Annotated in this window: 21 protein-coding genes and 1 pseudogene; 18 read left to right on the plus strand and 4 right to left on the minus strand. The window is 39.7% G+C overall.

What is annotated here, in order from left to right; genetic code table 11:
* Positions 1-79: 79 nt before the first annotated feature.
* From HMPREF2802_RS08050 to HMPREF2802_RS08060, 3 genes are all read right to left on the minus strand, one after another.
* Entirely contained in the window at positions 80-1,459 is a 1,380-nt protein-coding gene (locus tag HMPREF2802_RS08050) for an aldehyde dehydrogenase (RefSeq protein WP_070503529.1), read from the minus strand.
* 285 nt (positions 1,460-1,744) lie between these two features.
* Positions 1,745-2,671 carry a manganese-dependent inorganic pyrophosphatase gene (locus HMPREF2802_RS08055; RefSeq protein WP_070503531.1) on the minus strand — a complete coding sequence of 309 codons (927 nt, stop codon included), beginning with the start codon at positions 2,669-2,671 and terminating at the stop codon, positions 1,745-1,747.
* A gap of 60 nt (positions 2,672-2,731) precedes the next feature.
* Positions 2,732-3,286 carry a cysteine hydrolase family protein gene (locus tag HMPREF2802_RS08060; RefSeq protein WP_070503533.1) on the minus strand — a complete coding sequence of 185 codons (555 nt, stop codon included), beginning with the start codon at positions 3,284-3,286 and terminating at the stop codon, positions 2,732-2,734.
* Between the two features lie 186 nt (positions 3,287-3,472).
* On the opposite strand from HMPREF2802_RS08060, the gene HMPREF2802_RS08065 reads away from it, so the two are divergent.
* Complete coding sequence (locus HMPREF2802_RS08065; protein WP_070503536.1) at positions 3,473-4,561, plus strand: glycosyl hydrolase family 28-related protein; 1,089 nt, start codon at positions 3,473-3,475, stop codon at positions 4,559-4,561.
* Between the two features lie 83 nt (positions 4,562-4,644).
* Here HMPREF2802_RS08065 and HMPREF2802_RS08070 read toward each other — a convergent pair.
* A pseudogene (locus HMPREF2802_RS08070) lies at positions 4,645-5,711 on the minus strand (nitric oxide synthase oxygenase).
* Between the two features lie 172 nt (positions 5,712-5,883).
* On the opposite strand from HMPREF2802_RS08070, the gene HMPREF2802_RS08075 reads away from it, so the two are divergent.
* From HMPREF2802_RS08075 to rlmD, 17 genes are all read left to right on the plus strand, one after another.
* Complete coding sequence (locus tag HMPREF2802_RS08075) at positions 5,884-7,353, plus strand: nicotinate phosphoribosyltransferase (RefSeq protein WP_070503540.1); 1,470 nt, start codon at positions 5,884-5,886, stop codon at positions 7,351-7,353.
* The gene (nadE, locus tag HMPREF2802_RS08080) at positions 7,346-8,167 is read left to right on the plus strand and encodes an ammonia-dependent NAD(+) synthetase (RefSeq protein ID WP_070503542.1); all 822 of its coding nucleotides are present in this window, start codon (positions 7,346-7,348) and stop codon (positions 8,165-8,167) included. The genes HMPREF2802_RS08075 and nadE overlap by 8 nt, the downstream gene beginning before the upstream one ends.
* A 90-nt stretch (positions 8,168-8,257) precedes the next feature.
* Positions 8,258-8,869, plus strand: coding sequence for a DUF2179 domain-containing protein (locus HMPREF2802_RS08085; RefSeq protein WP_049406431.1), 612 nt, complete (start codon positions 8,258-8,260; stop codon positions 8,867-8,869).
* Complete coding sequence (locus tag HMPREF2802_RS08090; RefSeq protein ID WP_002472951.1) at positions 8,835-9,023, plus strand: NETI motif-containing protein; 189 nt, start codon at positions 8,835-8,837, stop codon at positions 9,021-9,023. Before HMPREF2802_RS08085 ends, HMPREF2802_RS08090 begins: the two co-directional genes overlap by 35 nt.
* 364 nt (positions 9,024-9,387) lie before the next feature.
* Positions 9,388-10,683, plus strand: a complete 1,296-nt coding sequence (gene purB, locus HMPREF2802_RS08095; protein ID WP_070503544.1) for an adenylosuccinate lyase — start codon at positions 9,388-9,390, stop codon at positions 10,681-10,683.
* A gap of 103 nt (positions 10,684-10,786) precedes the next feature.
* Positions 10,787-11,089 (plus strand): YerC/YecD family TrpR-related protein, encoded by a 303-nt coding sequence (locus tag HMPREF2802_RS08100; RefSeq protein WP_002472958.1) that lies wholly within the window; start codon positions 10,787-10,789, stop codon positions 11,087-11,089.
* Positions 11,090-11,217: 128 nt separating this feature from the next.
* Positions 11,218-11,913, plus strand: a complete 696-nt coding sequence (locus tag HMPREF2802_RS08105; protein ID WP_070503546.1) for a heptaprenylglyceryl phosphate synthase — start codon at positions 11,218-11,220, stop codon at positions 11,911-11,913.
* Positions 11,910-14,114 carry a DNA helicase PcrA gene (gene pcrA / locus HMPREF2802_RS08110; RefSeq protein ID WP_070503549.1) on the plus strand — a complete coding sequence of 735 codons (2,205 nt, stop codon included), beginning with the start codon at positions 11,910-11,912 and terminating at the stop codon, positions 14,112-14,114. Before HMPREF2802_RS08105 ends, pcrA begins: the two co-directional genes overlap by 4 nt.
* Positions 14,115-14,117: 3 nt before the next feature.
* Entirely contained in the window at positions 14,118-16,121 is a 2,004-nt protein-coding gene (ligA, locus tag HMPREF2802_RS08115) for an NAD-dependent DNA ligase LigA (RefSeq protein ID WP_070503551.1), read from the plus strand.
* Positions 16,122-16,133: 12 nt separating this feature from the next.
* Entirely contained in the window at positions 16,134-17,348 is a 1,215-nt protein-coding gene (locus HMPREF2802_RS08120) for a CamS family sex pheromone protein (RefSeq protein ID WP_049406422.1), read from the plus strand.
* A 186-nt stretch (positions 17,349-17,534) separates the two neighbouring features.
* Complete coding sequence (locus HMPREF2802_RS08125) at positions 17,535-18,284, plus strand: ABC transporter ATP-binding protein (protein ID WP_070503553.1); 750 nt, start codon at positions 17,535-17,537, stop codon at positions 18,282-18,284.
* Between the two features lie 3 nt (positions 18,285-18,287).
* A complete protein-coding gene (locus HMPREF2802_RS08130; RefSeq protein WP_070503555.1) occupies positions 18,288-20,246 on the plus strand; it encodes an ABC transporter permease in 1,959 nt (652 codons plus the stop codon).
* A gap of 239 nt (positions 20,247-20,485) precedes the next feature.
* Positions 20,486-20,788 carry an Asp-tRNA(Asn)/Glu-tRNA(Gln) amidotransferase subunit GatC gene (gene gatC, locus HMPREF2802_RS08135; RefSeq protein WP_002472957.1) on the plus strand — a complete coding sequence of 101 codons (303 nt, stop codon included), beginning with the start codon at positions 20,486-20,488 and terminating at the stop codon, positions 20,786-20,788.
* Position 20,789: 1 nt separating this feature from the next.
* A complete protein-coding gene (gene gatA / locus HMPREF2802_RS08140; RefSeq protein ID WP_070503557.1) occupies positions 20,790-22,247 on the plus strand; it encodes an Asp-tRNA(Asn)/Glu-tRNA(Gln) amidotransferase subunit GatA in 1,458 nt (485 codons plus the stop codon).
* A gap of 11 nt (positions 22,248-22,258) precedes the next feature.
* Complete coding sequence (gene gatB / locus HMPREF2802_RS08145; protein WP_002472970.1) at positions 22,259-23,686, plus strand: Asp-tRNA(Asn)/Glu-tRNA(Gln) amidotransferase subunit GatB; 1,428 nt, start codon at positions 22,259-22,261, stop codon at positions 23,684-23,686.
* A 228-nt stretch (positions 23,687-23,914) separates the two neighbouring features.
* A complete protein-coding gene (locus HMPREF2802_RS08150; protein WP_049409306.1) occupies positions 23,915-24,832 on the plus strand; it encodes a diacylglycerol kinase in 918 nt (305 codons plus the stop codon).
* A gap of 172 nt (positions 24,833-25,004) precedes the next feature.
* On the plus strand, positions 25,005-26,369 hold the full coding sequence (rlmD, locus tag HMPREF2802_RS08155) for a 23S rRNA (uracil(1939)-C(5))-methyltransferase RlmD (protein WP_070503560.1): 1,365 nt from the start codon (positions 25,005-25,007) through the stop codon (positions 26,367-26,369).
* The last annotated feature ends 90 nt before the right edge of the window (positions 26,370-26,459 follow it).

A 26,459-nucleotide genomic window follows, 5' to 3' on the forward strand; every position in this document is an offset into this window, starting at 1 on the left:
CTCGCAACGAACGCTCGACCCGCTCTACACAACTAAAGTGAAGAGGGGAGCGTCAAAGTTGAGTGCACGCGACCTCATTTTATTTATTGAAAAATTGTTTAATATATTTAAATTTACCTTTATAAGGTGGGAACATCAGTCCAGATTCCAATCGAGTGGATTTAAAGACATAAGATTTATCATGACTAAAAGTATCGAAACTGTAACGACCATGATAGTGACCCATGCCTGATTGACCCACGCCACCAAACGGTAAGTTAGGATTAGCCAATTGCATCACCGTATCATTGATCGCACCTGAACCAAAGGAAAGCTCGTTCAATACGCGATCAGTTACATTCTCATCTTCACTAAATAAATATAAGCTAAGCGGTTTAGGTCTAAATTTGATAATATCAAAGGCTTCATCTAGCTCGCCATATGTCAAGATAGGGAGAAGCGGTCCAAAGATTTCTTCTTGCATAATCGCTGAGTCAGTCGTCACTGTATCTAACAACGTCGGTGCAATAAATCTCTCCTCGCGTCGAGTTTCTCCACCCATAATAATTTCAGGTTTGTGAATATTGAGTAAATCATTTAAGCGATTGAAATGCTTATCATTCACGATACGACCGAAATCAGGGCTTTGACTTGGATCTTGACCATAGAATTCAGTAATTGTCTTTTTCAGCGCTTCGATAAGATCATTTTTAACTTTCTCCTGAACGAGAATATAATCAGGTGCCACACACGTTTGACCTGCATTCATCATCTTACCAAATATAATGCGCTCACTCGCGACCTTAATATTAGCGGTCTCATCGACGATCACTGGCGACTTACCACCAAGTTCAAGTGTCACTGGCGTGAGATGTTTACTTGCTGCCTCATAGACGATACGTCCAACTTTCTCGCTACCAGTAAAGAAGATGTAGTCAAAGTGTTGTGCTAGCAATGCTTGATTGGTTTCAACACCACCTTCGATCACGGTAACGTAATTCTCATCAAATGCTTCAGCAATAATCTCTCGAAGCACTTGACTTACGTGTGGTGTGAATTCTGAGGGTTTCACCACTGCAGTGTTACCTGCTGCGATAGCTCCAATCAATGGCTCCATTACGAGTTGGAAAGGGTAGTTAAATGGTCCGATAATCAGAACGCTGCCATAAGGTTCTTTCATAATGTAACTTTTTGAAGGAAACATGTAGAGCGGTGTATCGACTTGTTTCGTTTTCGACCAATTTTTCAATTCTTTACGTGCATGTTTGATGCTTTTTAAGGTATAGCCAATTTCAGTCATATACGCTTCGATATTGCTTTTACCTAAATCTTCTTTCAAAGCTGAGAGCAACTGATCTTCATGATGTTTAATACTCTTACTGAGTGCCTTGAGATGCTTTTTACGAAATTTAATGTCTTTAGTGACATGGGTATTAAAGTATTGTTGGTTTGCGCGAACGCGTGCTTCAATCGTACTCACAGTGAAGCCTCCTATATAAGTTCTATATCTAAGACGTGGGCAGGGAATCTCGCTACTTAGAAATCGCCTTTGGGTAAAATGAACCATCGTCAGGTTCAGAATGACACAAATAGCACTGCACCACACAGAAAATTATGTATTCTCCTCATATAAAGAAAGATTGTAAGAATAAGAAGAAAGTAGAATTTCAACTGAAATCCTACTTTCCATTACAACTGAGAAGTCATTTTCTCAGTTCTTTATATACCCTCATTTATTAGTTTCAAGCGCGTGTGCTAGTATCGCTTAGCTTAACGCCTCAGTAATTGGGGGTACGACTTGTTTCTTACGAGATACAACACCTGGTAAGAATGCAGTACCATTTTCTAATTGAACGTTAAATGCTTCGCCCACTTTGTCTTTATCTGCACCAGTCACTAATACTTTAGAGTCACTGTTAATGATGTCAGTTACGAGTAAGACGAAGACATCATATTGTTGTTCTGCACTTACTTTGTTCATTTCGTTCTCTAATTCTTCAGCACGGTCGAATACTTCATCGATATCTACTGTATTCACTTGTGCAATGCGTGTTACGTGATTACCCATGTTGAATGATTTCGCATCTAAATCGATAAGTTCTGCAGCTGATTTGTCCGCTGTAGAAGCACCTGCTTTTAACATTTCAAGACCATATTCTTCTAAGTCTACGTTAGCGATTGATTTCAAATCTTCAGCAGCATTGCGATCTTCGTCTGTGCAAGTTGGAGATTTGAATAATAAGCTGTCTGAAATGATACCGGAAATCATGAGACCTGCGATTTCAGGTTTGATTTCAAAACCGCGTTCTTTGAACATTTTATAAAGAATTGTTGCAGTACAGCCTACAGGTTCAGCACGATAGTAAAGCGGTGCTGCTGTTTCGAAGTTAGCGATACGGTGATGGTCGATCACGTGTTTGATATTCGCATCAGCGATGGAGTCTGCACTTTGTTGGAATTCGTTATGGTCAACTAAGATAACATCTTGATCTTCAAGGTTATCAGTGAGTAACTCAGGTGCAGACACTTTGAAGTGATCTAAGGCAAATTGAGTTTCTGGACTGATGTCGCCTAAACGGTAAGCTGTCGCATCAGTGTTTCCTGTTTGCTTTTCGAAATCTGCCATGATTAATGCAGATGAGATTGCATCTGTATCAGGGTTTTTATGTCCGAAAATATATGTTTTAGCCATTTGTTGATTCTCCTCTTCATACTTGTTTCTCATTTGTTAATATTTTAGCACGATTAGGACTTATTGTTCTACCACAGCACCTAAAGAATTTGCGAAATGACCTAAAGCCCACTTGTGGCCATTGTCATCGAATGAAGCTACCCCTTTAGCTGGGATCGTCAGTTTGTAGTTTAAATTATAAGCTGATACAGCTGTGTGTAGAACACAAATATCTGTGCAGACACCGACGATTTCAAGCTCCGTAATACCACGTTCGCGTAACATCAAATCTAACGGTGTACCACTGAATGAGTCGTAGCGCGTTTTATCCAAATAGTGCACGTAATCGTTGTACTGAATGCGTTGGTAAATGTCGTTCACACGCCCGTAAAGCTCTCTACCTAACGTCCCTTCAATGTTATGAGGCGGGAAGAGTTGACTTTCAGGATGGAACGGGTCATCTTCGTAATGTAAATCCATCATAAAGAAGATGGTGTCTTGACTGTTGTTGTACTCCTCAATGCGACTGACGATAAAGGGTTCAATCGCTTGGCCAGCCTCTCCACACGTGAGCGCTCCATCTGGCGCCACAAAGTCATTTGAATAGTCTACTACGATTAAAGCACGTTTCGTCATATAACATCCCCCTTGAGTTTAAGTGTAAATCGAGTTGAGTTAAGCATAACGCATTGACTCTACAATTACGAGTGAAGTGAGCAGGTTTCATAAAGGCTTCAAATATCCCGTGTTCACCGTGTTTGTGAGCTGTGTAAAAGGGTTATAAAGTAATGCTAATGATTTTACAAAAGGGGAAACAGGTTCATGATGATTAATGTTCGACAATTTGGAGTGAAAGGTCACAATAAACTATTTGATACTATTGGCTTTCAACGTGCGCTGAACTACGCACGCAAGCATCCGGAAGTGACAATTTATGTGCCGAAAGGGGTCTATCATATTGCGAAAGCACTCGTCATATACGAAGGTACGACACTTCAAATGGATGACGAAGCAGTATTACAGCGTCATAGTAAAGATGCGTTGATGAAGAATGGTAAAGGCTACAAATTCTATCATGGTTACGAAGGTAACGGGCATATCCACATTTCTGGCGGTACGTTCGATATGAACGGTGCACGTTACCCTTATAATAATACGGCGCTCTGTGTAGGGCATGCGCGTGATATTCAGCTCAAGCACGTAACATTTAAAGATATCGTCGGCGGTCATGCCATTGATGCGTGCGGTTTAGATGGCTTGTATTTAAGTCAATGCGACTTTAAAGGGTTTACAGACGATAACGGCGATCGCTGGTTCTCTGAAGCGGTACAACTCGATATTCAAGTACCAGGTGCTTTTCCTAAATTCTCGACGTGGGATGGCACAATTACGAAGAATGTCGTCATTGAACACTGCTATTTCGGTAATTCTGATACACCTGGCATGCGACCTTGGCATCGTGCTATCGGTTCTCACGCGAGTCGGTATAACAAGTTCTACCAAAACATCCACATTCGTCATAATTACTTTGATCATTTGCAAGCCTATGCTGTGACACTTTTAAAGAATAAAGATACGTACGTGCATCACAATTACTTCGACCATTGTCGAGGTGGCATTCGCTATTTAGGTGAGGATAATAAAGGTAAAAATGCTGCGGATATGACCGGCCAAGTACGTGAAGCGCAGTCAGGTCAGAATTTAAATATCTTTGACAATGTGTTTATCGGTGCGATGAAAGATCCGGCGATATTGATTAAAAGTTATCAGAACGCACAACATGATGGCGTACTCATCGCAGATAATCAATTTGAAGAAGCTAACAATCAACGCTTATATTTAAAAGGAGTTCAAAGACTACAACTCGATGTTCCAGAAGCATGTTCAGTAAAAACAATTAACATCAACTAAAAAAGCCGTTGCTTATAAAGGTTTGCGCACTTGATAGAGGCAAATGTCCAGTATAAGCAACAGCTTACATCTCATTCAGGTTATCAGCTATGTATCGGACAACCTGAATGAGATTTTTCTTGTAATGAAAGTTAGGGTCTCGCATTTCATTAGAATAACCATGGTGGTAATTACGTGTTAAAGTTGGCGATAATGGTGGCGCTAACCAAGACCATTTACCAGTTACATCACGTTCGCGTTTGTGCTCATTCCGTTCAAACGTTTCAAATTGTTTTGCAGCTGTTAAATGGTCGACCATCGAAACACCATGGGCTCTGAATGAATGATAGACGGCATAATTAAGTTCAACTAAGGCGCGGTCTTTGTTGAAATTTGTATTTTTTAAATCACCTAACTCGAAAGCATGTGCGACTTGCTCTAATAAATTATAACGGTAACTATCTGTGAAATTACGCACACCGATTTCCGTTACCATGTACCAACCGTTGAACGGCACAGTAGGGTAGGTGATACCGCCGATCTTCAAGTCCATGCTCGAAATAATGGGTACTGCATACCAACGTAAATTTAAGTCTTCTAGCTTAGGATACTGAGGATGTGTGATGGGCACTTCTTTAATTATTTCTGATGGATACTCGTGATATTTCACTTTACCTCCAGGCATTTGATAGATGAGCGGCAAGACATCAAAGTCTGTATGTGGACCTTGCCAACCTAAATGCTCGGCGAGTTGAGTGACTTCACGTTCCATAGGGTCACCACAATCGTCGTACCCGGCGTATCGAATCAGTTGATTGTTATAGATACGTGGTGGATGATCAGGATGATAGATCGTAATGTACGGTTTGATCTTACCGTTATTCGTCGCTTGCACGATGTGGTCTTCAATGGACTGGATAAATGATGTTTCATCAGCTATATCGCGTGCATCGACAACATTCAAACCATTCCAATGAGCACGACCGATGCAGCGATTGGAATTGCGCCACGCTACCTTTGCGCCATATGTTAGTTCTTCAGAGGTCTGCCAATATGTGCCCGTCTTTTGAATTTCTGCATAAATTTGTTCTAAACGTCGCGTCATTTCTTGTCTATCTTTACCCAGCTCGTGATACATGAGCTCGATGAAATCTTTCGCTTCTTTATACATGTGAACACCTCACGTCTATTATAGGATGTTTGATTGAGAAATCCTTGTGTTTTGATAACTGTTCATTTAAAAGTCATAATTCACGCTTTTATAAGAAAAGTGAACGTCTTTAAGTGATTAGCCTCTTGCGATTTGTTAAACTAATGAAAAAAGAACGATTGGAGAGATAGAAGTGGGACGTTTTAAAGATGATACGCTCGTCTTACATAATGACTTGTATCAAATTAATATGGCTGAGACGTATTGGAATGATGGGATCCATGAGCGTAAAGCGGTATTTGATTTATATTTTAGAGAGATGCCTTTTAACAGTGGCTATGCCGTTTTTAACGGTTTGAAACGCGTCATTGATTATATTAAAAATTTTCACTTTTCAGAAGCCGATATCGATTATTTAAAATCTATCGGTTATCAAGATGACTTTTTAGATTATTTGAGAACGCTCCGTTTTACAGGTAATATCCGTTCGATGCGTGAAGGGGAATTATGTTTCGGCAACGAACCTTTACTACGTGTAGAAGCGCCATTAATTCAATCGCAACTCGTTGAAACGATGTTGCTCAATATCGTGAATTTCCAAACACTTATCACGACGAAAGCAAGTCGTATTCGTCAGGCTGCACATGAGGACAAACTAATGGAATTTGGTACCCGCCGTGGTCAAGAAGTTGATGCAGCACTTTGGGGTGCGCGAGCAGCTTATATCGGCGGCTTTGACGCAACAAGTAATGTGCGTGCGGGTAAAGTCTTCGATATTCCAGTTTCCGGTACGCATGCTCATGCCATGGTTCAGACGTATGGCGATGAGGTTGTGGCTTTCCGTAAGTACGCTGAACGTCATAAAGACTGTGTGTTCCTCGTCGATACGTTCCACACATTGAAATCTGGGGTTCCTAATGCGATTAAAGTGGCGAAAGAGTTAGGAGATTCAATTAACTTTATCGGCATCCGCTTAGATTCAGGTGACATTGCTTATTTATCTAAAGAGGCGCGTAAAATGCTCGACGAAGCTGGTTTTACTGACGCAAGCATCGTGGCCTCCAACGATTTAGACGAAAGTACGATTACGAGTTTGAAATCGCAAGGTGCGAAAGTCGATTCTTGGGGTGTCGGAACGAAACTCATCACTGGCTATGACCAGCCAGCTTTAGGTGCAGTGTACAAACTGGTCGCTGTTGAAGATGAGCATGGCGACTACGTAGACCGTATTAAGTTGTCTAATAATGCTGAAAAGGTAACGACCCCAGGCAAGAAGAATGTTTATCGTATTATTAATAAGAAGACAAATAAAGCGGAAGGGGATTATATTACACTAGCAGACGAAGATCCAACAGCAGAAACACCATTAAAACTCTTCCATCCTGTACATACGTACAAGATGAAATTTATTAAATCTTTCGAAGCGAGAGATTTACATGAAGATATCTTCGTTGATGGCGAGCTTGTCTACGATTTACCTGATGAAGATGCGGCGCGTGATTATTTAACAACAAACCTCGCATTATTATGGGAAGAGAATAAACGTCTCTTAAATCCACAAGAATACCCTGTCGATTTAAGCTCTAAATGTTGGCATAATAAACACGAACGCATTTACGAAGTGACGCAACACGTCAAAGAAATGGAGGAAGACCATGAGTGATATTCAATCTATCATTGTGAGAGAAATGAAAGTAAAGCCTCAAATTGACAGTCAAGAGGAAACAGAATCCATTTTACAATTTATAAAAAACTACGTTCAATCTCACGAATTTATTCAAAGTCTCGTTTTAGGTATATCAGGCGGCCAAGATTCGACGCTTGCTGGGAAATTGTGTCAGATGGCTGTAGAGTCATTACGTGAAGAGGGACGTGAGTGTGAATTTATCGCAGTGAAACTTCCTTACGGTCACCAGAAAGATGCCGACGAAGTAGAAGACGCATTAGAATATATCCAACCTGATCGCACGATTACAGTGAATATTAAGCCTGCAGTGGATCAGAGTGTTACTTCGTTGAAAGAAGCAGGAATTGAATTGACGGATTTCCAACGGGGTAACGAGAAGGCGAGAGAGCGCATGAAAGTGCAGTTCTCTATCGCCTCAAATACATCAGGCATCGTTATCGGCACGGATCATTCAGCAGAGAATGTCACTGGTTTCTTCACTAAGTACGGTGATGGCGCTGCGGATATCGCACCGCTCTTCGGTTTAGATAAAAGACAAGGTAAGCAATTACTCCAATATCTCGACGCACCACAACATCTTTATGATAAAGTGCCTACTGCAGATTTAGAGGATGATAAACCACAATTGCCTGACGAAGAAGCATTAGGTGTCACTTATCAAGATATTGATGACTATTTAGAAGGCAAGCAAGTCCCTTGTGATGCAAAAGCGAAGATCGAACAACATTATGTTCGTAAAGCGCATAAACGTGAACTGGCTTACACACGATATACGTGGCCAAAAAATTAATCGAAGACAAGTCATTCTGAGTGACAGAGAAACTTTCTAATTGGTAAAATGAGCTGAATTTATTTAACGAGAAGAAAGGAACATGCCCTCATGTCATTCATCAGTTCCAATCCTTGGCTCATGGTTGCTGCCATATTTGTCATTAACGTCTGCTATGTCACATTTCTTACGATGAGAACGATTCTAACTTTAAAAGGCTATCGTTACATGGCTGCAATTGTTAGCTTTTTAGAAGTGCTCGTGTACGTCGTGGGACTTGGACTCGTCATGTCTAGCTTAGATCAAATTCAGAATATCATCGCCTATGCGTTAGGTTTCTCTGTTGGTATCATTGTTGGGATGAAGATTGAAGAAAAGCTCGCTCTAGGTTATACTGTCATCAACGTAACGTCAGCTGAACACGAATTGGATTTGCCACGTCAATTAAGAGATGTGGGTTACGGTGTCACACATTACACGGCATATGGTCGTGATGGTGCACGTATCGTCATGCAAATTCTAACGCCGAGACGTTACGAAGCTAAGTTGATCGAAACGGTGAAGCAGATTGATGCGAAAGCCTTTGTCATCGCTTATGAACCGCGTACTATTCACGGTGGATTCTGGGCACGTGGCGTTCGCAGCCGTAAGATTAAACAATACGATACGGATGAAGTGGAAAGTATTTATGAAGAAGCAACAGAAGTTCAAAGTAGAGGATAATGAAACAATTCAAGATTGTTTAGCCCGTATGCGTGAAGCAGGCTATATGCCGGTGAAACGCTTTGAGAAACCCGTTTACCAAGAACAACCTGATGGCTCGATTGAAGTATTAAGACAAGAGATTCAATTTGTTGGTAAACGTATAGAAGAATAATTTTTGAGTTGAAGCGTGGAGGTTATTGTTGGTTTAACTAAGCAATAACTTCTGCGTTTTTTTGGTCTATAGTGGTGAGTTGAAGTAATAACATGAAATGATTGAGATATGATTCGCCTAGAGGTTAGAGACTTAAACTTATTCAAAATGGATAGAATGACCGCTGATGCGGATGCTCTGACTTGTCGTTCTACTTACAATTAACTAGAAAAATCTCAGACATTTCACAAAAGCCTTATACATTTACGATAATTTTTGGTAAACTAGAGTTGAAAGGTTCAAAGACGAACTATAATTATTGATTGTAAGTAAATATACATATTTTAACTGTAAAAATATTAAAACAAAGATAGGAGTTAATGTCATGATTGAACGTTATTCTAGAGAAGAAATGTCTCGTATTTGGACAGACCAAAATCGCTATGAAGCATGGTTAGAGGTAGAAATCTTAGCATGTGAAGCATGGAGTAAGCTCGGTTATATTCCGAAAGAAGATGTAGAGAAGATTCGTCAAAATGCCAAAGTTGACGTAGATAGAGCGAAAGAAATCGAAGAACAAACACGTCACGATGTAGTTGCATTCACTCGCCAAGTATCCGAAACACTCGGTGAAGAACGTAAATGGGTACACTACGGTTTAACTTCAACAGACGTAGTAGATACAGCATTGAGCTATGTAGTTAAACAAGCAAACGATATTATCGAGAAAGATTTAGAACGTTTCATCGATGTGCTCGCTGAAAAAGCGAAAAAATACAAATACACATTAATGATGGGCCGTACACACGGTGTGCATGCAGAACCGACGACTTTCGGTGTGAAAATGGCACTATGGTATGCTGAAATGAAACGTAACTTTGAACGTTTCAAACGCGTGCGTGAAGAAATCGAAGTCGGCAAGATGAGTGGGGCAGTAGGTACATTTGCGAATATCCCACCAGAAATTGAAGCACATGTTTGTAAAGAGCTCGGCCTAGATTGCGCCCCTGTCTCTACGCAAACTTTACAACGTGATCGTCACGCTTACTACATCGCGACATTATCACTTATCAGCACTTCTTTAGAAAAATTTGCTGTAGAAGTTCGTAACTTACAAAAAACAGAAACACGCGAAGTAGAAGAAGCCTTTGCGAAAGGCCAAAAGGGTTCATCAGCGATGCCGCATAAACGTAACCCAGTAGGTTCTGAAAATATCACAGGTATCTCTCGTGTCATCCGCGGTTATATCACTACAGCTTATGAGAACGTTCCGCTTTGGCATGAACGTGACATTTCTCACTCATCTGCTGAACGCGTGATGTTACCAGACGTAACGATCGCATTAGACTATGCGTTAAACCGTTTTACAAACATCATCGACCGTTTAACAGTTTACGAAGACAACATGAAAGAGAATATCAACAAGACGTTTGGTCTCGTGTTCTCTCAACGTGTGCTACTTGCATTAATCAACAAAGGTATGGTTCGTGAAGAGGCGTATGATACAGTACAACCGAAAGCGATGGAGTCTTGGCAAACGAAGACACCATTCAGAGAGTTAGTTGAACAAGATAGCAAGATTACAGATTTACTTTCTAAAGAAGATTTAGATGAATGCTTCAACCCTGAACATCACTTGAATCAAGTGGATACGATCTTCCAACGTGCTGGTTTAGAATAAGATTTCTAGATTGAGTTAGTTGATATTTAACGTAAAAATGTTTACACTTTAACGTGTTAGTCCGTTAAATTGTTAAATATCATAAAACAGGGGTTGTTTCATAATGCAAATAGATAAAATTAAGGGCCAAGCACTTAATGAATTATTTGATGCGATCTTAACTTTAGAGAACCGTGAAGAATGTTACCAATTCTTCGATGATTTGTGTACGGTCAATGAATTGCAATCACTTTCACAACGACTTCAAGTTGCGAAGATGATTAAGCAAGGATACACATACGCGACGATTGAAGAAGAATCTGGTGCGTCTACCGCAACGATTTCTCGAGTTAAACGCTCGTTACAATGGGGCAACGATGCATATACAATGATCCTCGACAGAATGGATATCGAAACGATAGAATAGCGTACGAAGTAAGGGCTGAGACACCTATGAGTTTCAGCCCTTTATTATGTGTAGAAAGGATAGCAACGACTTAGAAACGTGGGTTGAAAAATGCTATAATGCAATGTATGTGAAAAGGAGAAATGACTATGTACGACATTACGAAATGGCAACATATATTTAAATTAGATCCCGCTAAAGAAATCAGCGATGAAGATTTAGAAGCGGTTTGTATGTCGAATACGGACGCGATTATGATAGGTGGCACAGACAATGTTACAGAAGACAATGTCATCCATCTCATGAGTCGTGTGCGTCGCTATCCACTACCATTAGTGTTAGAAATTTCTAATGTAGAAAGTGTTATGCCTGGGTTCGATTTCTATTTCGTTCCAACAGTATTGAATAGCACGAATGTTACATATCATAACGGCATCTTACTCGAAGCTATGAAACAATTTGGTCACGTCATTGATTTCGATGAAGTGGTCTTCGAAGGCTATGTCGTGATGAACGAAGAGAGCAAAGTTGCAACCAAGACTGAAGCCAATACAGATCTCTCACTGGAGGACATCGAAGCGTATGCGCGTATGATCAACAATATGTACAAGTTGCCGGTAATGTACTTGGAATATAGTGGTACATATGGCGATGTTGAAGAAGTTAAGATGGCAAGTGAGATGCTAACAGAAACACAATTATTTTACGGCGGCGGTATCTCAAGTTTAGAGAAAGCACGAGAGATGGCCGAGTTTGCAGATACGATTATCGTCGGAGATATCATTTATAAAGATGTTAAAAAAGCTTTAAAAACTGTCAAAGTAAAGGAGTCACGTCATAAATGAATCCATTAGTAGCGAAGATGAACGATGAACAAAGCCAAGCGGTGCGTACTACTGAAGGCCCGCTCTTAATAATGGCTGGCGCAGGGTCAGGTAAGACACGCGTGTTGACGCATCGCATTGCGTATTTACTCGATGAAAAAGATGTTTCACCTTACAACATTTTAGCGATTACTTTTACTAATAAAGCAGCTCGTGAGATGAAAGAGCGTGTGGAACAGCTCGTGGGTGAAGAAGCACAAGTGATTTGGATGTCTACGTTCCACTCAATGTGTGTGCGAATCTTACGACGCGATGCCGACCGTATCGGTATTGAACGTAACTTCACTATTCTAGATCCCACTGACCAGAAATCGGTGATTAAAGATGTCTTGAAGACTGAGAATATCGACAGTAAGAAGTTTGAACCGCGTATGTTTATGGGTGCAATTAGTAATTTGAAGAACGAGCTTAAAACGCCTGAAGATGCTCAAAAACAAGCGTCTGATTACATGGAACAAATGGTAGCTACAGTGTATAAAGGCTATCAACGTCAGCTCTTTAGAAACGAAGCGCTCGACTTTGATGACCTTATTATGACGACGATCCATTTATTCGAACGTGTGCCTGAAGTATTAGAGTATTATCAAAATAAATTCCAATACATTCACGTCGATGAGTATCAAGATACCAATAAAGCACAATATACACTTGTTAATATGCTTGCTAAAAAGTTCAAAAATCTATGTGTCGTAGGGGACTCCGATCAATCTATTTACGGTTGGCGCGGCGCAGATATTCAAAATATCCTGTCATTTGAAGAAGATTATCCAGAAGCTAAGACGATTTACCTCGAACAAAACTATCGTTCAACGAAGACGATTCTTAACGCTGCCAATGAAGTGATTAAGAATAACTCTGAGCGTAAACCTAAAGGGTTATGGACAGCGAACGTTGAAGGCGAAAAAATTCATTACTATGAAGCGACAACTGAAAAAGATGAAACAGAATACGTTGTGAAAGAAATCATGAAACAACGTAAAAAAGGTAAAGATTATAAAGATATGGCGATTCTTTACCGTACTAATGCACAATCTCGTGTGCTCGAGGAATCATTCATGAAATCGAATATTCCGTATGTTATGGTCGGCGGTCAAAAATTCTATGACCGTAAAGAAATTAAAGATTTACTCAGTTATTTACGTGTAATTGCAAATAGCAACGATGACATTAGCTTGCAACGTATCATCAATGTGCCTAAACGAGGCATTGGTCCTTCATCTGTTGAAAAAATTCAAAAGTATGCACAACAAAGTGACATTAGTATGTTTGATGCCTTAGCTGAAGTCGACTTTATTGGTTTATCGAAAAAAGTCACACAAGAATGTATTCATTTCTACGATATGATTAACAATCTCATCAAAGAACAAGAATTCCTAGAAATCAGTGAAATTGTAGAAGAAGTGCTCACTAAATCGGGCTATCGTGAAATGTTGGAAAAAGCTCAAACAATCGAGTCTCGTAGCCGTTTAGAGAACATCGATGAATTTATGTCTGTACCGACAAACTACGAAGAAGAGACACCACTTGAAGAACAATCACTCATCAATTTCTTAACTGATCTGTCTCTCGTAGCAGATATTGATGAAGCGGAAATTGAAAATGGTGTGACACTCATGACAATGCACTCTGCGAAAGGTCTTGAATTTCCAATTGTCTTTATCATGGGCATGGAAGAATCGATCTTCCCTCATATTCGTGCGATTAAGAGTGATGATGACCACGAAATGCAAGAGGAACGTCGTATTGCTTATGTGGCGATTACACGGGCAGAGGAAGAACTTTATATGACCCATGCGACGTCTCGTATGTTGTATGGTCGCTCTCAATCTAATATGGTTTCTCGTTTTATCAATGAAATTCCAGAAGGTTTATTAGATGTAGAGAAGAAAGACCAACTCTATGGCAGTGGAAGCAAATTCCACTCTGCGACGAAACAACCTAAGAAGCGTGGTTTTAGTAAACGTACCGTATCCCCACGTAAGAAACAGGTCGCTACGGATTGGAACGTCGGAGATAAAGTTGTGCATAAATCATGGGGCGAGGGTATGGTAAGTAATGTGAGCGAGAAGAATGGTTCGGTTGAACTTGATATTATCTTTAAATCTGCAGGACCGAAACGACTCCTTGCTCAGTTTGCACCTATTGAGAAGAAGGAGGACTAAAGCGTGAGTCAATTACAAGAACGTGTGGAGAAGTTACACGATTTATTAAATCAATATAGTTATGAGTATTATGTCCAAGATAATCCTTCCGTACCCGACAGTGAGTACGACAAACTATTGCGTGAGCTCATTGACATAGAGGAAGCACATCCAGAGTTTCGTTCCCCTGATTCTCCAACTGTTCGTGTTGGGGGTCAGGCGCAATCTACCTTTGAAAAGGTTAATCATGATACGCCGATGCTCAGTTTAGGTAATGCGTTTAACGAAGAAGAGTTACGTAAATTTGATCAGCGTATTCGTGAGCAAGTTGGCCAAGTTGAATATATGTGTGAATTGAAGATTGACGGTTTAGCTGTCTCTTTAAAATATGAGAATGGTCGCTTCGTTCAAGGCTTAACCCGTGGCGATGGTACGACAGGTGAAGATATTACTGAGAATTTGAGAACGATTCATGCGATTCCGTTAAAAATCAAAGAACCGTTGACTTTCGAAGTTCGAGGGGAAGCTTACATGCCACGTCAGTCCTTTTTATCACTTAATGAAGAAAAAGAGGCTAAAGGTGAACAACCTTTCGCAAACCCACGAAATGCTGCGGCAGGTTCATTGCGACAACTCGATTCCAAACTCGCTGCGAAACGTAAGCTCAGTGTCTTCCTCTATAGTGTGAATGACTTTACGCACTTTAACGCAGAAACGCAAAGTGAGGCGTTAGACGAACTCGATCAACTCGGTTACAAGACAAACCAAGAACGTCAACGCGTGGATAATATTGATGAAGTCTTAGCATATATTGAAAAATGGACAGAGCATCGTGAAGAACTGCCATATGACATCGATGGTATTGTGATTAAAGTGAATAATTTAGAACAGCAACAAGAGATGGGCTTCACTCAGAAATCACCGCGCTGGGCCATTGCATATAAATTCCCAGCTGAAGAAGTCGTGACGACACTAACAGATATTGAGCTTAGTATCGGTCGTACAGGTGTAGTAACGCCAACTGCAATATTAGAACCCGTCAGAGTAGCAGGAACGACTGTATCGCGTGCGTCACTACACAATGAAGATCTCATTCATGAGAAAGACATTCGTATCGGTGACAGTGTAGTGATTAAGAAAGCGGGCGATATCATTCCAGAAGTGATTAAACCGATTCTTGATCGTCGGCCAGAAGGTACAGAAACCTATCACATGCCAACGCACTGTCCAAGTTGTGGTCACGAACTCGTGCGCATTGAAGGAGAAGTCGCGTTGCGTTGTATCAATCCGAAATGTCAGGCGCAGCTGGTTGAAGGTTTAATCCATTTCGTCTCTCGCCAAGCGATGAACATTGATGGTTTAGGTGAGAAGATTATTCATCAGCTTTACGAACACAACGTAATTCGTGATATCGCTGACATTTATTATCTGACTGAAGAAGATTTATTACCTTTAGAGCGTATGGGTGCGAAGAAAGTTGAGAATTTACTCGAAGCGATTGAGCGCTCTAAAGCCAATTCACTCGAGCATTTACTCTTCGGCTTAGGTATTCGTCATCTCGGTGTCAAAGCGAGTCAAGTTCTGGCTGAGAAATATGGTTCGATTGATCAGTTATTCCATGTTACTGAAGATGAGTTAATGGAAATTCCAGATTTTGGTCACAAATTAGCGCAGTCTGTGGTCACTTATCTTGAAAATGATGATATTATTGCTTTAATTAATAAATTAAAAGACAAAGATGTTAATATGGACTATAAAGGTGTGAAACGCACTGAGGTCGACGGTCATCCTGATTTTAAAGATAAAACCATCGTACTGACTGGTAAGTTGCATCAAATGACGCGTAAAGAAGCATCTAATTGGCTCGAGCTTCAAGGAGCTAAAGTGACAAGCAGTGTAACGAAAAAGACAGATTTAGTCATCGCAGGTGAAGATGCTGGTTCAAAACTCGACAAAGCGAAGAAATTCGATACACCTATTTGGTCTGAAGAAGACTTTGTAAATAAGCAAAATGAAATAGAGGGTTAGAGGAGATTGAGCATGAAAAGAACATTCATATTACTAATCTCAGCAGTGGTCATGCTTTCTGCTTGTGGGCAAGATAGTGGTCACAAGAAAGAAGAAGGCAATAAAGAAGAACAAAGTAGTAAGAAAGATTCAAGTTCAGTAAAGCAGAAGGCAACGGATAAGGACGTGCAAGGTAATGACTACCGCACGATCTTGCCTTTTAAAGAAAGTCAAGCACGAGGCCTACTGCAAGATAACATGGCAAATAGCTATAATGGTCAAGACTTTGAAAGTGGCTTACTGGATTTGAGTAAGGAAGTCTTTCCGACTGATAAATATCTCTATCAAGATGGTCAATATTTAGATAAAGATACAGTGAACGCTTATCTAGACCCTAAGTATACGAAAGATGAAATCAAGAAGATGGACAAAGATGAGCGTAAAGAGAAGAAAGCGGATGAGAATTTAGGTTTGAATCCGTCTCATGAAGGTGAGAAAGATCCTGAGAAGATTGCTGAACACTCACCAGCTTATCTCTCTAACATCCTCGAACAAGACTTCTACGACAGTGGTGATACGAAAGGTAAGCACATCAAGGGCATGACGATTGGTCTTGCCATGAATAGTAAATATTACTATCAGAAAGAGAAGAACGGTGAGACGTATAGTAAGAAACTAGATTCAGATGAAGTGAAGAAACAAGGGAAGCAGATGGCTGGCGAAATCTTAACACGTCTGCGTGAGAATAAAGAATTGAAAGATATTCCTATTCACTTCGCGATTTATAAACAATCTGGTGAGAACGCCATTACACCAGGTGAATTTATGGCAGGTACAACAGTGGACGAAGGTAAGACGCGCATTAACGAGTGGAAAGATATCGATCAAACAACAGCATTGCTCCCTTCAGAAACGGCTGCTGATAAAGATGAACGCTTAAATAATAACTTTAAGCAGTTTAATGATAATCTACAATCTTACTTCAACAACTTCACACAAGCGGTAGGTACAGTGAAGTTTAATAAGAAATCACCACAACAGCTTTCTATCGATGTGCCAATTGATTATTACGGTAAGGCCGAAACGATTGGTATCACACAATATGTGACTGAGCAGGCGAAGAAATACTTCGATAACGTTGACGAGTATGAAATTCACATCAAGGACGGTAATAATCCGCAAGCGTTAATTAGTAAAAGTAAAGATGATGACGAGCCTCAAGTTCATATTTATAAAAATAGTAATTAACCTAAGTTAAGTCAGAGAGTATCGTGCTCTCTGGCTTTTTGTATTGGGTAGAAAGTGGATTTGCAGGGTCCTACGAGTAAAATTGAACCTTACAATATTGAAAGATTGAATGAATCGTGGAGTTATTTCTTATATCATGAAAGTAAGTAAAGAAGAACCTAGAAATAAGAAAAGGAGGATCTGCGCATGTTACTACAAATACAAAATGTCAAGAAGACTTATGGTAGGGGTAACAATCAAGTTACAGCACTCAAAGATATGAACTTTTCGATTGAAGAAGGAGAGTTTGTAGCCATTATGGGTGAATCAGGTTCTGGCAAATCGACATTACTTAATCTTATTGCGACTTTCGATAAAGAGACGGCAGGATCGATTATTTTAGATGGCCAACAAACGAGTCACTTAAAAAGTAAAGACATAGCGAGATTTAGACGCAACCAACTTGGGTTTGTCTTCCAAGATTTTAATGTATTACATACGATGAACAATAAAGATAATATTTTGTTGCCGCTCGTCTTGTCGGATGAAAATGTCAGTGTGATGAATGCGCGTCTTCAAGAAGTCACAAATGGACTAGGCATTGAAGACATTATAAACAAATATCCTTACGAAGTCTCAGGAGGTCAGCAACAACGTGTAGCTATCGGACGTGCATTAATTAGTCGACCTCGATTATTGTTAGCCGATGAACCTACAGGCGCGCTTGATTCTAAAACCTCAGCGAATATTATGAATATCTTTAGAAATATTAATAGTGAAGGGCAGACGGTCTTAATGGTCACACACTCAAACACAGATGCTTCCTATGCTAATCGTGTGTTATTCATCAAAGACGGTGTGCTTTATCACGAGATTTATCGCGGTGAGGAATCGCAAAGTGAATTTCAGAAGCGAATAGCTGATAGTTTAGCGATGATTAATGGAAGCGGGGTATAACCGATGACCTTTCGATTAATGTGGAAGCTCGCAATGCGTAACTTCGTCTCACTACGGCGGATCATCTTTCCTTTTGTGATTTCAATGGCGATGATGTTCGCGATGCAATATATACTCTTTTCACTTTTTAACAATGAGTTTTTGGAGAAGAGAAGTGATACGACGAAGTTAATCTCAGTTGCAGGTGATTTCTTCGTTTCACTTCTTCTTATTATCTTTATACTTTATGCCAATCGTTTCGTAATGAAACAGCGTAAGAAAGAATTTGCGCTTAATATTATTTTAGGAATGGAGAAGAAACATCTCCGTTTAATCTTATTGATTGAAAGCATTGTAGAATATATTGTCACTGCAGTGTTAAGTATCATCGGTGGCTATTTGTTCGGACTATTATTGTTTGTCTTACTCAATAAACTCACTGAGAATAAGCACTTTACGCCGATGGATTATCCGTTCGATGTACGAGCGATGTTGATTACTATTATTGCTTTAGCTGTGGTAATGCTCGTTCTGTTTATCATTAACAATGTCCAAATTTCTTTGCAATCACCATTAGGTTTATTACAAAGTGGTAAAAAGGTGGAGAAACAAAGATCGAAGTGGTTTTTAAGTATAATTGGCTTTGTTGGAGTAACACTCGTTATTATTGCTTATAGTTGCGCTTTGATGATTAATCCATTTTTAAATGAATATCATTTACTTGGGTTTTTGTGTGCCTTAGCTAGTGTCATACTAGGAACTTACTTACTATTTATGTCCTGCAGCGTGCTCGTGCTTAGGGCTTTAAAAAGCATTCCTAGCATTTACTATCAAAAGGTGAATTTCTTTTCAATTTCAGGTTTACTTTCTCGCATGAAAGTTAACGCGGTAAGTTTAGCGAGCATTACATTGTTGTGTACATTCTTAGTCGTGACTTTATCCTTGTCTCTAACAACTTATAGAGGCATCCAAAAAACGATCGTCAGCTTGCCTTCAGAAGATTACACAATAACGCAACTTGATGATAGTTCGTATGACAAACAAGTGAAGTCAAATGAGAAGATTATTCAAGAACTACGTCAGTATACGAAGATTAAAGATATCAAAAATGTTAAAGAAACGACGATGATGGCCAATGAACATAAAGGGGAGATACGAGAAAAAGGACCAGGCTCTGGAATAATGTTGAACTTGAAAACAGAAAAAGATTTCAATAGAGAAAACCATGAACGCCTTCATTTAAAAAAAGATGAAATAGGTATAGGTAGTAATCTCGAGGAGATCGAAAAGTCTAAGCATTTAAAGTTATTAGGACATACATTTCGGACGCGACATTTAAATGAGGATCACATTGATGGAGCCGGTGCTCTTTCTTATACGTATATTGTCGTTAAAGATCAAGATGTATTCAATAAAGTAACGCAACATGTCACAGATGATAATTCGTTAACTACGAATGCTGAAGCCAGATTTAATGTCAATAACTCTGAAGCTATTGAACCGCATAAAGAAGACTTAGAAGATAAATATAAAGTGCAAATAGAAAGTAAGAAGGAAAGAAGTTCAATTATGATTGATATGTTTGGTGGATTTGTGTTCTTAGGAACTATTGTTAGTATCACTTTACTTATTGGCATATTCCTAATGATGTACTACAAACAAGTTTCTGAAGGCTTTGAAGATCATCGGAACTATCAAATTATGAAAAAAGTGGGTCTTGATAAATCGCTCATCAAACGAATTATTCGTAAGCAAATTATCTGGATCTTTGCTTTACCTATGGGTGTGACAATAGTACATTCGTTAGTCGCTAGTAAAATGGCATATCGTTTACTTGGTTCGTTAATGAAGATTAACTATCAGGACTATTTAGTATCGAATCTCATTATTTTAGTGTTGGTTACTCTCATTTATGGCTTTATATATTTGATTACATCAAGTACTTATTATAATACGATTTATCATGGTAGAAAGGACAATTAAATCGCTTTAAGTGTTACGATCGCCCGTAGAAGCATATTTAAAGATGTTTCTGCGGGTTACTTTTAGGTTTAAAATTAATAAGTGAATTAAGTCTAAATAAGAACAATTCAGGAATCATTTTACTCATCTCGTTCGCTACTCAACTTCAAAGCTACGAGTATGCGTCTGCTTATAGATTTTCTCTATTAATTTTGATACAATTTTGTAATGAATGAGTAATTAAGGAGGCTTTTAAACTAATGGCTAGAGTGACACGTGATGAGGTTAAGCATATTGCGAACTTAGCTCGACTTCAAATTACTGAAGATGAAACAACTGAAATGCAAGAATCTTTAGAGAGTATTCTAAACTTTGCTAATCAAATAGATGAAGCGAACACTGAAGATGTTGAACCTACTTACCACGTATTAGACTTACAGAATGTCTTACGTGAAGATAAAGCGCAAGAGGGCATTCCTCAAGAGCTTGCATTGAAGAATGCGAAAGAAACAGAAGATGGACAATTCAAAGTGCCATCAGTCATGAACGGGGAGGATGCGTAAGATGACGATTCGTTATGAGTCTGTAGAGAATTTAATTAACATGATTCACAACAAAGAGATTAAACCATCTCAAGTAGTCAGTGATATCTATGATGCGATTGAAGAAACTGACGCTACGATTAAATCTTTCTTAGCTTTAGATAAAGAGAATGCGATGAAGAAAGCTGAAGAGCTCGACGCATTACAAGAGAAAGACCAAATGGAAGGTTTACTCTTTGGTATCCCAATGGGTATTAAAGATAATATTATCACTGAAGGTGTGGAAACAACTTGTGCAAGTAAGATGTTAGAAGGTTTCGTACCGATCTATGAATCTACTGTAATGAACAAATTGCACAATGAGAACGCTGTATTAATCGGTAAGCTCAATATGGATGAGTTTGCGATGGGTGGTTCTACTGAAACATCTTACTTCAAAAAGACACTTAACCCATTTGACCACGATGCTGTACCAGGCGGATCATCAGGTGGTTCTGCTGCAGCTGTAGCGGCTGGCCTCGTACCATTTAGTTTAGGTTCAGACACAGGTGGTTCTATCCGTCAACCAGCAGCGTACTGTGGTATTGTGGGTCTTAAACCTACATACGGTCGTGTTTCTCGTTTCGGTTTAGTTGCCTTTGCGTCTTCATTAGACCAAATCGGACCGTTAACTCGTAACGTGAAAGACAATGCCTTAGTATTACAAGCAATCTCAGGTGTAGACGAACATGATTCAACAAGTGCGCCTGTCGATGATGTTGATTTCACTTCTGAAATTGGACAAGACATTAAAGGTATGAAGATTGCATTACCTAAAGAATATTTAGGTGAAGGTGTCGAAGAAGAAACGAAAGAACTCGTGAAGAAAGCAGTTGAAACGTTAAGAGAACTCGGTGCAACTGTTGATGAAGTTTCACTTCCAAATACGAAATTTGGTATTCCATCATACTATTTACTCGCTTCTTCTGAGGCGTCAGCTAACTTAGCACGCTTTGATGGTATCCGTTACGGTTATCATTCACCAGAAGCGAAGACTTTAGAAGAACTTTACAAATTCTCAAGAAGTGAAGGTTTCGGTAAAGAGGTTAAACGTCGTATCTACTTAGGTACATTCGCGTTAAGCTCAGGTTACTATGATGCCTTTTACAAAAAAGCGCAAAAAGTTAGAACGTTAATCAAACAAGACTTCGAACGTATCTTTAATGAATATGATGTCGTTGTAGGACCAACAACACCAGGACCTGCATTCAATATTGGTGAAGAGATTGACGATCCACTAACAATGTATGCAAACGACTTACTCACTACACCAGTGAACCTTGCTGGTCTTCCAGGTATTTCTCTACCTTGTGGCAAGTCTAAAGGTCGTCCAGTTGGTTTACAATTTATCGGTAAACCATTCGATGAGAAGACGCTTTACCGTGTTGCATACCAATACGAAACACAATTCAATTTACATGATGAATATGAACAATTATAAGGAGTGGAATTATGCATTTTGAAACAGTTATCGGACTTGAAGTCCACGTAGAATTAAAGACAGATTCTAAAATGTTCTCTCCATCACCTGCGCATTTCGGTGCAGAACCGAACTCTAATACGAATGTCATCGATTTAGCTTATCCTGGTGTGTTACCTGTCGTGAATAGACGCGCAGTAGATTGGGCGATGAGAGCGTCAATGGCATTAAATATGGACATTGCTACTGAATCTAAATTTGACCGTAAAAACTATTTTTACCCAGATAATCCGAAAGCGTACCAAATCTCACAATTTGATCAACCTATTGGTGAGAATGGTCACATCGATATCGAAGTAGATGGCGAGACACGTCGCATCGGTATCACACGTTTACACATGGAAGAGGATGCTGGTAAGTCTACACACAAAGAGGGCTACTCACTTGTAGACTTAAACCGTCAAGGTACGCCTTTAATTGAGATCGTATCTGAACCAGATATTCGTTCACCACAAGAGGCTTATGCTTATTTAGAAAAATTACGTTCTATCATCCAATACACTGGCGTATCTGACTGTAAGATGGAAGAAGGTTCACTTCGTTGTGACGCCAACATTTCATTACGTCCATATGGCCAAGAAGAATTTGGTGTGAAGACAGAGTTGAAGAACTTGAATTCATTTAACTATGTGCGTAAAGGTCTTGAATACGAAGAAAAACGTCAAGAAGAGGAATTATTGAATGGTGGCGAAATCCTTCAAGAAACACGACGTTTCGATGAATCTACTGGTAAGACGATCCTAATGCGTGTCAAAGAAGGTTCTGATGACTACCGTTACTTCCCAGAACCAGATATCGTACCACTCTACGTTGACGAAGAATGGAAAGAACGTGTACGTCAAACGATTCCTGAATTACCAGATGCACGTAAGAAGAAATATGTTGAAGAGTACGAACTTCCAGCATATGATGCGCACGTCTTAACACTAACGAAAGAAATGTCCGATTTCTTCGAAGGTGCTGTCGCAAATGGTGCTGATATCAAATTAACTTCTAACTGGCTTATGGGTGGCGTAAACGAGTACCTCAACAAACACCAAGTTGAGTTACAAGATACGAAGTTAACGCCTGAGAATTTAGCTGGCATGATCAAATTGATCGAAGACGGTACGATGAGCAGTAAGATCGCTAAGAAAGTCTTCCCAGAGTTAGCTGCAAACGGTGGCGACGCTAAGCAAATTATGGAAGATAAAGGCTTAGTTCAAATCTCTGATGAGGATACGTTGAAACAATACGTCAACGAAGCGTTAGACAATAACCCTCAATCCGTTGAAGACTACAAGAACGGTAAAGGTAAAGCGATGGGTTACTTAGTAGGTCAAATCATGAAAGCGTCTAAAGGTCAAGCTAACCCTCAAATCGTTAACAAATTATTGAAACAAGAATTAGATAATCGTTAATAGATGATTATGACTGTCGATAGAGTGAACTGCTTTATCGGCAGTTTTTCTGTTGCTAAGAGTAAAATGACTTCGGGCGTTTTGAGATACTTTTAATAAAGTAATATGTACGAAAATAAAATCTACATTCAAGACGTCATCAGCTTCCGCACAAGAATCTAAATGCTTTGAAGAATAGTATATATCCTTTAATATAGAATATGAGTATATAAAATCGAGGTTGAAATTATGAGAAAACGAGCGAGAATAATATATAACCCCACATCAGGTAAGGAGATGTTTAAACGCGCTCTACCTGATGTACTCATCAAGCTTGAGAAGGCAGGATACGAAACGAGCGCCTATGCGACAGAGCGTGCTGGAGATGCGACGAAAGAAGCTGAACGTGCTTTAGAACAAGAATACGACTTGCTCATCGTAGCGGGTGGAGATGGTACGTTAAACGAGGTCGTGAATGGGATAGCTGAACAACCTAATCGTCCGAAACTAGGCATTATCCCAATGGGTACAGTTAATGACTTCGGTCGTGCCTTACATTTACCATCCAATATCATGAAAGCAGTAGATGTCATCGTTAATGGTCACACAACACAAGTGGATATCGGTAAAATGAATAGCCGTTACTTTATCAACTTGGCGGCAGGTGGTAAACTCACTGAGGTATCCTATGAGACGCCAAGCAAGTTGAAATCGATTGTCGGACCATTTGCATATTACATTAAAGGTTTTGAGATGTTACCTCAGATGAAAGCTGTCGATATTCGGATAGAGTATGACGATGAGATCTTCCAAGGCGAAGCGTTACTCTTCCTTCTTGGATTGACGAACTCTATGGCTGGCTTTGAAAAGTTGGTTCCTGATGCAAAGTTAGATGACGGTTATTTTACACTTATTATTGTTGAAAAAGCCAACCTAGCTGAATTGGGTCATATCATGACACTTGCATCACGCGGAGAACATACGAAACATCCGAAAGTTATTTATAAAAAGGCGAAATCAGTAAGTATTTCTTCGTTTGCGAATATGCAACTCAATGTGGATGGGGAATACGGTGGTAAATTACCAGGAAACTTCTTGAATTTAGAAAGACATATTGAAGTGTTTACGCCCAACGATATTCACAATGAAGAATTAACACACTCGTAAGGTTTGTATCACAAGTAAAGTGGAATATTGCACGTGTTGCTTAAAGAATGGCTATATTGGCAATACGGGTTCAATAAATAGAGCAAGGCAAAGGTTTGTCTTGCTCCTTCAATTCACGAGGTTAGGCAGTTGAGTCAGTACCTAACCTCTTTTCATGTGGAGTGAGAGTAAGATGATAGATATTAAGAAAAATGATATAAAGACAGGCACGGTACAAGATTTGACGCATGAAGGTCACGGTGTAGTGAAGATTGATCGCTATCCTATCTTTGTGCCCTATGCGCTCATCGATGAAGAAATTGAATACAAGATTATTAAGGTAAAGAAGAACTTTGCGATAGGGAAGTTACAGCAAGTGCACGTTGCGAGTGAGTCACGTGTGGAACCGCCTTGCGTGTACTATCACAAGTGTGGCGGGTGCCAACTTCAACATATGGATTATCCAGCGCAACTTGCTATGAAGAAAGAGCAAGTCGTTAACTTATTCCATCGTAAAGGGGACTTTGCGGATACACCTATCCGAGATGTCATCGGTATGGAAGACCCTTGGTATTATCGCAATAAATCTCAATTACCAGTAGGGCGAAACAAAGATGGACATGTTAAGATGGGTTTCTTTAGACAACGTAGCCACGATATCATTGATATGGAAGAATGCTTGATTCAGCACCCTTCACAGAATGAGATTATGGTAACATTGAAACAATGGTTCGATGAGCTTGGTGTAAGCGTATATAATGAACGAAGTAAGCGTGGTCTCATGCGTCATGTGGTGATTCGAAGCGGGTATTATACAGATCAACTCATGGTGATCTTCGTGACGAATGGTAAAAAGTTTAAACAACGCGACACGCTCGTTCAATGCTTGGTCTCTCAATTTCCTCAAATCACGAGTATCAAACAGAATATTAACACGTCTCATTCCAACGTGATTATGGGTAAGAAATCGATATTATTATTTGGCGCAGAACAAATCGATGACCGTTTATCGGATGTAGAATTTAAAATTAGTGATCAATCCTTTTATCAAATCAACGCTTCCCAAACGGAAAAACTATATCAAAAAGCGCTTGATTATGCTGATTTACAAGGTGAAGAAGTCGTGCTAGATACGTATTGCGGTATCGGAACGATTGGTCTCTATATGGCGCCTAAAGCTAAACATGTGTATGGTGTAGAAGTGATACCTGATGCTATCGAGGATGCCCGACTTAATGCGACTCGAAATGGATTCAACAATACGACTTTTGTCCCTGGTAAAGCGGAAGAAGTTATTCTAAAATGGAAAGAGCAAGGTATTCGTCCTGATGTAGTCATGGTGGATCCGCCGCGTAAAGGTTGTGATGAGCGCTTTATTCAAACGCTGCGTGAACTTCAACCTAAGAAGATTATTTATATTTCTTGTAATCCGGCGACACAACAACGTGATGTGACGCAACTCAAGGACTTATATGATCTCGTAGAAATTACGCCAGTAGATATGTTTCCACAAACGACACATGTTGAGACGGTAGCACAATTGGTGCGTCAATCTTAGAAAGAGCTTCATTACAGTAGTTTGTAATTGAGCGAGTAGTAACGGCACACAACTATTAAGCTCACACTGTTGATATTATATAGATTTGGG

Origin of the sequence: Staphylococcus sp. HMSC071G07 (genome assembly GCF_001811435.1) — a bacterium.
GTDB classification, from domain to species: Bacteria; Bacillota; Bacilli; order Staphylococcales; family Staphylococcaceae; genus Staphylococcus; species Staphylococcus pettenkoferi.